General features: G+C 56.3%; 8 protein-coding genes. 3 read left to right on the top strand and 5 right to left on the bottom strand.

Annotation, left to right across the window (positions count from 1 at the left end; translation table 11 throughout):
* Positions 1-151: 151 nt before the first annotated feature.
* The 5 genes from IMQ33_RS09185 to fes form a co-directional block, all read right to left on the bottom strand.
* A complete protein-coding gene (locus tag IMQ33_RS09185; RefSeq protein WP_098930252.1) occupies positions 152-1,573 on the bottom strand; it encodes an FKBP-type peptidyl-prolyl cis-trans isomerase N-terminal domain-containing protein in 1,422 nt (473 codons plus the stop codon).
* On the bottom strand, positions 1,570-2,001 hold the full coding sequence (locus IMQ33_RS09190; RefSeq protein WP_098930251.1) for a hypothetical protein: 432 nt from the start codon (positions 1,999-2,001) through the stop codon (positions 1,570-1,572). The genes IMQ33_RS09185 and IMQ33_RS09190 overlap by 4 nt, the downstream gene beginning before the upstream one ends.
* 251 nt (positions 2,002-2,252) lie before the next feature.
* Complete coding sequence (locus IMQ33_RS09195; protein ID WP_370571978.1) at positions 2,253-6,200, bottom strand: enterobactin synthase subunit F; 3,948 nt, start codon at positions 6,198-6,200, stop codon at positions 2,253-2,255.
* 41 nt (positions 6,201-6,241) lie between these two features.
* Positions 6,242-6,448 carry an MbtH family NRPS accessory protein gene (locus IMQ33_RS09200; RefSeq protein WP_065682997.1) on the bottom strand — a complete coding sequence of 69 codons (207 nt, stop codon included), beginning with the start codon at positions 6,446-6,448 and terminating at the stop codon, positions 6,242-6,244.
* 10 nt (positions 6,449-6,458) lie between these two features.
* Positions 6,459-7,811 (bottom strand): enterochelin esterase, encoded by a 1,353-nt coding sequence (fes, locus tag IMQ33_RS09205; protein WP_196061828.1) that lies wholly within the window; start codon positions 7,809-7,811, stop codon positions 6,459-6,461.
* Positions 7,812-8,118: 307 nt separating this feature from the next.
* Here fes and IMQ33_RS09210 point away from each other — a divergent pair, with 307 nt between their 5' ends.
* The 3 genes from IMQ33_RS09210 to IMQ33_RS09220 all read left to right on the top strand — a co-directional run bounded on the left by IMQ33_RS09210 (position 8,119) and on the right by IMQ33_RS09220 (position 11,645).
* Positions 8,119-10,401, top strand: a complete 2,283-nt coding sequence (locus tag IMQ33_RS09210; protein ID WP_196061829.1) for a TonB-dependent siderophore receptor — start codon at positions 8,119-8,121, stop codon at positions 10,399-10,401.
* Between the two features lie 194 nt (positions 10,402-10,595).
* The gene (locus IMQ33_RS09215) at positions 10,596-11,144 is read left to right on the top strand and encodes a nucleotidyltransferase family protein (RefSeq protein WP_196061834.1); all 549 of its coding nucleotides are present in this window, start codon (positions 10,596-10,598) and stop codon (positions 11,142-11,144) included.
* A gap of 51 nt (positions 11,145-11,195) precedes the next feature.
* The gene (locus tag IMQ33_RS09220; protein WP_065682994.1) at positions 11,196-11,645 is read left to right on the top strand and encodes a FlxA-like family protein; all 450 of its coding nucleotides are present in this window, start codon (positions 11,196-11,198) and stop codon (positions 11,643-11,645) included.
* The last annotated feature ends 31 nt before the right edge of the window (positions 11,646-11,676 follow it).

Below are 11,676 nucleotides of genomic sequence, written 5' to 3' on the forward strand. Positions count from 1 at the left end.
GGCCAGCAAACTCACGATGAAAATCAGGCCATCGGCCGATAGCCGATGGCTCTACTGACAGATCCTCACCGTGAGCGCGAGAGTCCTCTAACTAACTTTGGCCGTCCAAGGTTGAAAAGCCTTTACGCAGACAGCCACAGCCGTGCTCCATTTACTTGGCAGGCGCGACATCCAATACCGTTACGTTATAGACCATGGTCGATCCCGGTAAGATATCAGGGGGAAGACCTTTATCGCCGTAAGCCAAGCTTGGCGGGACAACCATCGTGATACTGCCGTGATTTTGCAGCTTCGAGATCGCCGTTCTGAATATCGGTGGATAGCTGCTCAGTAACTGGGTGACCGAAGTGCCTGCCGCCTGCATATCCTTGACGACTTTACCGTTGATCAGGCTCTCTTTTACCGCCACGCTGATCATGTTATTTGCGCCAATAGCCCCCTTTCCGGTCTTATCGATCCGGTAAAAGTAGCCTAAAGCCTCTTTTTTCACCTGTTTTTGCTTGGCAAACTGCTCGATGTAACGTGCGCCTGCCTTTTCGGTGTCCAACTTTTGCTGCTGTGCATTACGTTGTACCAACTTTTCACTGGCATCCAACGCCTTGTCGATCTGCTCAGGTTGCAGCTTGAGTTTGCCCGCGAAGGTATCTTGCACCCCCGCCAGCGCCAGACGGCTGTCCACTTCAACCCCCTGAGCCGCGCGCTGTTTGAGCAAGGCCAACATGTCTTCTGCCAGGGAACTGCCGATGGCATAATCACGGATCTCAAGCTCTGACTTCGGCTCTATGATTTCTCGTGGCTGTGTAGCCAACTGTTGCTGCAGCCGGCTGTTTTCCGCCTGTTGCTGTTCGTTGGCGACTTTCAGCATCGTCAGTTGGTTGTGCAGGCTTTCATCCAGCGCAAGCTGCAAGATGGGTTTAGCTTCAGTTTTCGTCGATAACTCGGCCAACGCCTTTTTCGCTTGCTCGGCCTGTTGACGGCTGTCGTTCAACTCTGCCTGCAACGCCTTGTTTTCCTCGCTATTATCGGTGTGTGCTTTGGCCAGGGCAGCCAACTGCTTCTGCAACGCCGAGCTCTGTTGGCGGCTTTGGTCCAGCGCCTGCTGTAGCCTACCGTTTTCGTTGGAGTTCTCACCTTTCGCCGTCGCCGCAGCCACCATATCCTGCTGCATCTGCTCCGTCGCCTGCAGATTCTCCTGCAGGGTCTTTTTCAACTGGCTAACCTCGGCGCGAGCATCTGCATCCTGCTGTGCTGCCTGACGCAGTTGCTGCAGCTCTTGGTCACGTTGAGCAAGGGCAGCATTTAACTGTTTGATTTGCGCTTGCAGGGGCGCTGACTCGCGGGTCTTGGTATTGGTGGAGGGTTTACTCACTTTCCTTTCTGCGGGAGGGCTGATCTCATTCAGTTGTGAAGGGCTCAGCAACAACAACGCCGGAGCCTCACTCTCTTGGCTGGTGATCGCTTCCAAGGCCTGGATGGTGCTGGCCCTGTCATCCTTGAGTTGCTCAGCACCCAATGCGCATCCCACTGGCAACGTCAGGCTCAAGGCTAAACCATACTTTAACCCCAACTTCATTTCACGCTCTCCATTTTGCGGATCAGTCCGTTAAGCAAGTCCTGCCCGATCTGTGCACACAGCTGATTGGTTTTATATTTATACAGTGCGTCTACCGTATTTTTGGTCAATGCGTTCACATCACCGCGTACCCCGCTGTAAAACGAGGCGTTGGCCAGCAGGCTGTCAAAATTGGCCTTCCTGACTGCATAGGTCCGAGGACTAACGGTTTGCAACGCGGCAAGATCGCTCTGACACCTGCTTATAGGCGTCGGTTCTGGCGGGGATGGCGGAGTTTCAACGACAACAGGCGTAGGCTCCGCAGTTGGTGTGACAAACGAGGTGACCGGGCGTTCATTCGCACAGCCAGCCATCAGCAGGACATTGCTGATGATCAGACAGGCAAGCAGTGGCTGCCGGTATCCACGGGTTTTCTGAAGCTGTTTCAAATTTTATTCCTTCCTGACTGGATAATGTCCGTCACCGCTGCCCGTGCGCACGCGGATCGCCTCCATTGGTGGGCAATATTGCTATTGCCCGGTTGGGATGATAAGACAGGTCATACTTGGTGGCAACAGCAACAGGGCAAGTGCCGCGTTAGATCTCCTGCCACTTATCGCAGACACTCCGCCAGGAAATGTTTTTCAGCGAGAACGGCTCACTGTCGTTTTTAACCTGCTGTTTGCACATGGCATTACAGTTACAGTGCCCGCAACACCCGGTTTAACAAGGGGCCCAATACCTTGAACGAAGCCGGTGAAACGATATCCACATGCGCACAATCCAGCTCAAACACCTGCAACGCATCGACATATTCCGCCCAGGTCTGCTGCACATCCATGCCTGCTTGCAAGGTGCGCTTGGCCACGAATAGCGTCGCCTGCCCCTGGAAATGCGCCGTATGGGTGTGTGACAACAACCTGACCGAATCCGCGTAGTTGGCTTCGATATTGTCAAACATCGCGACCCGCGCCTCGCCCAACGCCGGATCGAGCGTATCTTCTGATACCGCTAGGAACTGCTCACGCTCGCGCTGCACTTCTTTAAGCACGTTGTCGTCCAGCATCACATCCCAGTTCTGGGTTTCCGGCGGATAGGTATCCAGCAAGCCAAGGAAAGCCACCTCCTCCCCACGCGCCTGCAAACGAGCTGCGATACCTTGAGCCAACGTTCCCCCCAGGGAATAACCGATAAAGTGATACGGGCCGTGTGGCTGTACCTGTAATACCGTGGCCAGATGCGCATCGCAGACCTGATCCATATCCTCACCCAGCGCCAATGGGCCATCCGGGCGTGGAGACTGGATACCCACCAACGACCAATGCTGATCGATATAACGCGGCAGCACACTGAACTGCCAGGAGAAACCTGAAGCCGGGTGCAGGCAGAACAGCGTTGGGCCTTCCGTAACGCGCAGCGGCAGCACGCTGTCAAAACCGCACTGGTCGGCCTCTTCCTGCGTTCGTTCTTCCGCCAGTAGCTGAGCCAGTTGTTCCACTTTCGAAGCGACCATCACCTGGCCAACCGACACCGCTTTACCCAGATCGCGCCGCAACTCGGCGGCCAGGCGCATCGCCAGCAATGAATGCCCACCCAGGGCAAAGAAATCGTCATCGGCAAATACCTGCTCGCGCTGAAGCAAACGAGCGAAAACGGCAGCAATCTCGCTTTCCAACCCGGGTTGCGGCTCACGCCCGGCCTTTCCACCCCCTGTTTGCGGCTGTGGCAAGGCTTTGCGATCGAGCTTGCCGTTAGCACTCAGCGGCAACTCAGCCATTTCAACCAGGGCGATCGGCACCATATGTGGCGGTAAGCGATCGGCTAGCGCGGCACGTAGGGCTTCGCTATCCAGTTGTACGCCGGGCTGTGGGACCAGGTAACCCACCAGTTGCCGGGCATCACCGCCCATCGTATCGACAACCGTGCCCTCCAATACCAAGGCATGAGCCACCGCCTGACGTACGCCCGGCAATGACAGCAAGGCGTGGTCGATCTCACTGAGTTCTATCCGCTGACCGCGAATTTTCAGCTGATCGTCACTGCGCCCCAGATATTCTACCGCGCCGTCTGGCAGCCAACGGGCAACATCACCGGTACGATACATCCGGCCACCGTTGCCCTGCGGATCGGCGACGAAGCGGCTGGCGGTAAGATCCGGCCTGGCCAGATAACCATGAGCCAGTTGCACGCCGGTCAGATAAAGATCGCCAGCTACGCCCGGCGGCACTGGGCGTAAACGCGCGTCAAGAATGCGTAAACCGGTATTCCACACTGGCAGACCAATAGGGACGTTAGCGCCGGTGACAACAGAGAGGGCGTCACCAAAGGCCGGATGCCAGGTCACATCCACCGCCGCCTCGGTCGGGCCGTAAAGGTTATGCAACGGCACCTGAGTGCGGCTCTGCCACAAGCGGCACAACTCTGCCGGTAATGCTTCACCGCTACAGAACACCTGACGCAGTGGCTGGCAATGGGCGATGGCGGTTGTGCTGTCCAGCGCACCGACGAATGCCGCCAGCATCGAAGGAACAAAGTGCATGGTAGTGACTTTATGCCGATCGATCAGCGTTTGCAGTTGTTGAGGATCGCGGTGCGCCTCCGGCGGTGCCATCACTAACTGCGCGCCCACTATCAATGGCCAGAAGAATTCCCACACCGAGACGTCAAAGCTGCACGGCGTTTTTTGCAGCACCACATCATCTGCCGCCAGCGGGTACTGGTGCTGCATCCACAGTAAACGGTTAACGATGGCCTGATGCCCAACCAGCACGCCCTTTGGCCGCCCGGTTGAGCCGGATGTGAAGATGATATAGGCCGGATGATGCGGCGTCGGGCCTTGGATCGCACTCGGTGCAGCGGCGGTGGCTACCAGTGGCGCATCGTATAACAGCACTTCCCCCTGCCCCACAAAACGCGCCTGTTGGGAGGCATCGGTGATAATCAGACGTGGGGCTGCGTCTTCCAGCATCATGCTGAGGCGCTCATCTGGATAGCCGGTATCCAGTGGCAAATAGGCCGCTCCCGCTTCCACAATCGCCATTAACGCCAGCGACAGGAAGACAGAGCGCGGCAATGCCACGGCCACGATGTCGCCCGGTTGCACACCCTGATCCACCAAACGCTGGGCCAGAGCGATCACCTGTTCGCGAGTTTCGCGGTAGTTAAACCGGTAGTGTTCATCTGCCAGCGCCGGGGCATTCGGGGTTTTATTCGCCTGCTCGGCCAGCAGACCACTGAGGGTCTGGGCTGCCACCGGATAAGCGGTGTCGTTCACCTTGGCCAGCAGCGCGTGATCTTTTTCACTCAGCAAATCGGCTTCGCTCACCGGCAATGTCGGTTGGGCCGCAAACTGCCGCAGCAGCAGCGGCAAGCGCTGTAAGTGCTCCGTCAATTCGGCCAACTGATAACGCTCGGCATTGGCCAATAGCTCAATCTTCAGTGTGCCAGCTTCGTCGATAAACAAGGCGATTTCCAAATCACGCACCGGGCCAGAAGCCAGATCGTGAGTGATCCCTTTGATACCAGCAAAATCGAGCTGGTAGTCGAACATCTTGAAGTTGAAGACGGTGCCATACAACGGCTGGCTGTCGCCAATACGCCCCAGATCGCGCTGTACCTGTTCAGCATCATAGCGCTGATGGCGGCGGGCAAACTTCAGTTCACGGCTGATTTGCGCGGCGATATCGGCAAGCGTAACCTGCGGCGCGACGTGCATCTCCACCGGCAGCACGTTAATCACTGGCCCGGTGGCACAAAGCGCAGCCGAACCCATGCGGCGCATAAAAATAAACCCGGCGCTGTAGCGGGTTTGGCCTGTCAGACGAGCCACCCACACGGCCACCAGCGCCATCGCCATATCGGCAGCGCTGAGCTGTTGTTGCTGGCCTACGCTGACCAGTGGTGCAAGATCCTGCGCGGCACAGAGCTGTGCCAAGCGGTGAATACGCGTCGAGGGTGCCTGCCCGGCCAACGGTTGCGGGCATAGGGTGGCTGGCGTGGGCAACTGCCGTGCCTTGTTCAACCAAAAATCGGCATCGCGCTGATAACCAGGGGATTGCTGGTATTGCTGATATTCCGCCACCACATCGCTAAAAGGCGTGAACGGCGTCGGTTCAGGCTGCTCGTGATGACATAGGCGGGTATAAATATTGGCGATACGGCGAGCAATAGCGGTAAAGCTGAAGCCATCGACCACCAGATGATGGTATCGCTGATACCAAAACCAGCGATCGTCGGCCAGACGCATCAGGATATGGCGATACAGCGGTTTGCCGCTGCTCACTCGTAATTCGGCACCAAGGTCGATCTGCATCAACGCATGGGCCGCCGCCTCTGCATCCGCAGAGTCGCTTAAATCAATCCATTCCGGCGCAGCCAACGGCATCGTGGCGTCGTAATACTGCATTGGCACACCATCACGCTCGACGAAACGCAGCCGTAAGGTATCCACTTCAGCCAGGCCCAGTGAGATCGCCTGTAGCAGATGGTCTTTGTCCAACGGGCCATTCAGCTCGATATAGTGGGCGACCGCATAAGCATTGCCGTACGGTGAAATTTGATCGGCAACCCAAATACCGGGCTGCGCGGCCACCAATGGCAACTCAACGGTCACCTGTTGCCCGGTGGGTAAAATAGAGGTTTCTGACACGACGTTCGCTCCTGTTGTCGGTTCTTGCTGCTGCGTCTCCATCACGCCTTACGCAGTGATGCGGGCCGCATATCCTGCCAATTCTGTTCTAGCCAGTTGACGCAGTGCTCCCGGGATGCCGGGCCAAAAACGCTGACCCAACCGGCCGGTATGACGCTGAAATCCGGCCACAGGCTGTAAAGCAGTTCTTCATTACGCAGGACGTAGCAAATTTGCTGCTCGTCATCGAACGGGTTTAAGGTTTCCATTACTTGCTCCTTAAGCGTGAAGAGGGTTGGCGGACGGCTTCAATGCGGCACGGCGGTTGGCCAACTCCGACCAATGCGCCTGCAGACCATCGAGTAAGCCACCACGCCAACACAGCGCATCGTGCCCGCCCTCTACCAGCCGATATTGCACCTGATGCCCGGTTTCACTTAACAGGGCCGCCATACGGTCATTCACCCGGTGAACCAGCTTTTCATGTGCCCCGGCCTCTAAAAACACCTTCAGCTTGCCGCGCGCACCCAACTGCCCGTCTTCTACCTGGCGGATCAACCAGCAGGCATCCTCGGGCACGGTGGGCAATTGCAACATATCGCGGCGTGGCCACCAGAAAGAGCCCGACTGGCTGATGGTGGCACCAAAATATTCCGGCCAGCGCAGGCCAGCATAGAGCGCCCCCAAGCCACCAAAGCTCTGCCCTGCAACTACGGTGTTGGCAGCCTCACGGCTGTGCGGTGCCCAGTAGGCCAATTGCGGTAATAACTCTTCCTGTAGGGCCAACCAAAACTCATCGTTGCAGGTCAGTTCCCGTGCGCGGTGTTGCTGGTCGATCACATCGATCAGCAGGTAGACCGCCTCTGGCAGTTGGCCAGTACGCGTCAGTTGCATCAGCGGATCCCAGACCGGCATCTGATTGGCCCAGAATTGGCCGTCCAGCAAAATAGCCAATGGCCGCGCCGCCGGGTTACTTTCACCGGTGGAGTAGATCCAGACGTGGCGGGAGGTTCCCAATCGCTGGCTATGCCAGGTATGCCGTTGCAGTTTGGCAGGAGGTGCAGGCGTACAGCGGCCGCTGGTTACGGCATAGTTGTCAAAGTCCCGCCAAGCCGGTTGTTGGGGAGCCTGTGGCATATGCAGGCCGGAAAGCGTGTGCCCCCCGACTCCAGGCCAGGCGCGGTAAGGATTAAGCAGATCGTGAGTTGCGTTGGCAAACACCTGGTGCCACCAGTGGCGAATAGAAAGCATGTTGGCGTGGGAATTGTCCCCCTGCGGTTCGAACGGACGATCCTCCATACAGGGGATAAAACAGTAGCTACCGCGCCAGTCGCCTTGCAGCTCGGTTTGCCAATACCAGACGTCCGACCCAGTGAGGCGTTGCAGGCTCTGAGGAGGAGAAGCTTGATGATGATCGGTGAGGCAATTGATATGGATCCAGACTCGTTGATAAGCCGAGGTCAGTTCACCGCCCTGAGGGTCGCGCCACAAGAACGTCACCTTCCATCGCCCATTATCCTGCGGTTCCACCAAGGGGGTGCCACGCCGTGCGATATCCAGCCACCAACCGTGGCTCCCTGCATACTTGCTCGCCAATAACGTACTGCTTGCTGGTTGTTGTTCAGTTTTCAAAACGCCCACTCATTGTGTTGTTGGCAAGGCACGCCGTGCGACTCACCGGTTCCCAAATGCCAAACGGCATAAGGAATACTATTGATAATTATTTGCATTTGCAATAGTGTATAGAGGCTCGAAATAGAGCGGGCATTCTTCAACAGGGATGGATGCCGAATTATTGAGCGGGATCTTGCTGCCAGTCAGCCTGGCCTCTGGGTTTCGTTACTATTTTCGACTACACAATAAAACTACAACAAACCGTTCCGTTACCGGTTGTCACACAGCGCCGCATCAGGAAGGGTTGTTAGGTAGGAACCTCAAAATGAATCGGAAGTTATCTCGTTATTCTTTAGCCACACTCATCGGGTTAGGATTGGGCACGTCTGCATTTTCCGTTACGGTCAATGCCGAGCAAACGGCCACCCCCTCAGACAGCGCCGCGCTGACTGAGAAAAGCAAAAAAGAATCCGCCTCTGAAGATGTCATCGTCGTCACCGCCGCCAAACAAAACCTTCAAGCTCCCGGCGTTTCCACCATCACTGCCGAAGAAATCAAAAGACGCCCTCCCGCTCGTGATATCAATGAGCTGATCCGTACCATGCCGGGGGTCAACCTGACCGGTAACTCCACCAGCGGCCAGCGGGGCAACAACCGCCAACTCGATATTCGTGGTATGGGGCCAGAAAATACCCTGATCCTGATCGACGGCAAACCGGCCAGCAGCCGTAACTCGGTGCGCCAAGGCTGGCGCGGTGAGCGTGATACCCGTGGCGATACCGCCTGGGTGCCGCCAGAGATGATCGAGCGTATCGAAGTGCTGCGTGGCCCAGCGGCTGCCCGCTACGGTAACGGCGCGGCAGGTGGCGTGGTCAACATCATCACCAAAAAAGCTGGCCAGGACCTGCACGGTACACTGAACGGTTATTTCAACGTACCGCAGCATAAGGATGAAGGCGCCACCAAGCGTACCGATTTCAGCCTTTCCGGCCCGTTAAGCGATCAGTTGAGCTTCCGTCTGTTTGGTGGCTACAGCAAAACGCAGGCCGACGCCTGGGATATCAACCAGGGGCATCAGTCCGAACGTACCGGCTCCTATGCCAATACTCTGCCTGCCGGTCGTGAAGGGGTGGTCGACAAAAATATCGATGCCTTGCTGAGCTGGGAATTCGCCCACCTGCAGACCTTGGATTTCCAATATGCCTATGGCCGCCAGGGTAACCTGTACGCCGGGGATACCCAGAACACCAACACCAATGCACTGGTGCAGAGCAACTACGGTAAAGAAACCAACCGAATCTACCGTGAAACTTATGCACTTAACTACCGCGGAGCCTGGGATAACGGTGTTAGCACCAACAATTACGCTCAATTTGAGCGCACGCGCAATACCCGTTTAGCCGAAGGGTTGGCCGGGGGCACCGAAGGGATCTTTGCCAACGACAGCTACAACACTATCCGGCTGGACAACTTCCTGGCCCACAGTGAAGTCAGCATTCCGTTCGATATGTGGGTGCCGCAAACCGCCACGCTGGGTACCGAGTGGAACCAGCAGAAGATGAAAGATCCTTCTTCAAATACCCAATCGCTGACCGAAGGTGGCCTCATTCCAGGCCTCGATGCCACCAACCGCAGCCCGTATTCTTCGGCCAGAATCTTCTCGCTGTTTGCCGAAAACAACGCCGAGCTGACAGACACCACCATGCTGACCCCGGGCCTGCGTTTCGATCATCATTCCGAAGCCGGTAATAACTGGAGCCCGTCGCTTAATCTGTCACAAGAAATGGGGGATATGTTCACCCTGAAAATGGGGATCGCCCGTGCCTACAAAGCACCTAACCTGTTCCAGAGCAACGGCAACTATGTGCTTTATAGCCGTGGGCAAGGCTGTGCCGCCAGCGGCGGGGCCTGCTACCTGATCGGTAACGACGACCTCAAAGCGGAGAACAGCATCAACAAAGAGATCGGCCTGGAATTCCACCATGAAGATTGGTTGGCTGGCATCACCTACTTCCGCAACGATTACCGCAACAAGATCGAAGCCGGTTATGCTCCGACGGGCACCACCAGCAACGGAAAAACCGATCTCTATCGCTGGGAAAACGTGCCGAAAGCGGTAATTCAGGGTCTGGAAGGTACCTTAAATATCCCGGTTAGCGAAACGGTAGCCTGGAACAACAACGCTACCTACATGATTGAAAACAAGAATAAGACTACCGGTGATTACCTGTCGATTATTCCTGAGTTCACCATCAACTCTACCCTGAGTTGGCAAGCCACGCAGGATCTGTCGCTGCAAAGCACCATGACCTGGTATGGCCGTCAGAAGCCGAAAAAGTACAACTACAAGGGTGAGCCGGTGACAGGCTCAGAGAAACGTGAGGTAAGCCCTTATACTGTATTTGGTCTGAGCAGCACCTATGCGGTGACCAAGAACGTTAGCGTAACCGGTGGGATTGACAACCTGTTCGATAAACGTCAGTTCCGCGCAGGTAACGCGCAGACCACGGGTAACGCCGTCACCAATTCCTATATGTACGGTGCCGGAGCGGCAACCTTTAACGAACCGGGTCGGACTTACTTTATGAGCCTGAACACCCAGTTCTGATCATTGCTTTGACCTAACCTCAACCGGCTTGATCTCGGGCGCAGCATGCAGCGCCCCTACAAATTGGAGCCGGTGGGTTTATCAGCAATCTCAGCGCGGCTTATGCCGCGCTTTTTTTTGCCATTATCGCCATCACGTTGCCGCCCGTTTCGGGTTACAGTAGCGGAAACAAACGAGCATTGATGGCACTATTGATGGTACTACAGCAACAAATTATTGATTGGTTACGCCAAGACAGCGAACGTATGCAGGTATTAGCCACCGCCCGGCGGCTCGGGCTGAACGATTGGTGCCTGGGTGCGGGCTTCGTGCGTAATCTGGTGTGGGACCGGCTGCATGGTTTTACAGCCAACACGCCACTTAACGATATCGATGTGATCCATTTCGACTCGCGCCATAGCGATGCCGAGCGCGACCAGATGCTGGAATCGCGCCTGTTGGAATGGTCGGCACAACCCTGGTCGGTAAAGAATCAGGCGCGTATGCACCTGCGTAGTCACCGCGCGCCCTATCGCGACAGCGAAGACGCCATCAGTTATTGGACGGAGATCGAAACCGCCGTGGGTGTCAGATTGCAGGCCGATGGCAGCATCCAGCTCGTCGCCCCTTTTGGCCTACAGGCGCTGTTCAACCACAGCATCACCTTCAACCCCAAGAGCAACAACCTGGCCGCTTTCGAACAGCGCGTAGTGGAGAAACAGTGGCTCAAACTCTGGCCACAGCTAAAGCTGACGCCAAGGTAAAGTTTTGCCGCGATTTGCCGATACCTCTGACAAGCTACCTGGGAGGATCGCATGTCGACCAACATTACCATGATTGTGCCCATCAAGAACCCGATTGCCGGAGTCCGCGAGGTGTTCACCGCCACGGGTAAAGGCGGGGCTGCACTGATGTCGGCACCGGTTAATAATGCCCCTGAAGGGGAGAAAGCCAAGAAAACCGATAATGATGCGCCAGTGACCCCAAAAGATAGCAGCGCGGCGTCACGTATTGCAGCGCTGTATAAGCAGATCCAGAACCTGCAGCAAAAGCTGATCGAACTGAAAGACTCGGGTGGCGACACTCAAGAGATCGAACAGCAAAAACAGCTGATCATGAGCCAGATTGAAATGCTCCAGGCTGAGATCGCGCGCATACAGAAACAAGAAATGGAAAAACAGCAGCAAGAGCAGATGGCCAAGGCCATGAGCGGTGATGGCGTCAACCGCCCGACCGACGCCAACGCTGTGGACGTTTATATCTAGACGATAAAGGGCGCAACATGGCGTTACGCCC

The sequence above is a fragment of the Serratia sp. Res13-Sevr-LER1-36-b genome, from assembly GCF_015673035.1.
Classification (GTDB): Bacteria; Pseudomonadota; Gammaproteobacteria; order Enterobacterales; family Enterobacteriaceae; genus Chania; species Chania fonticola_C.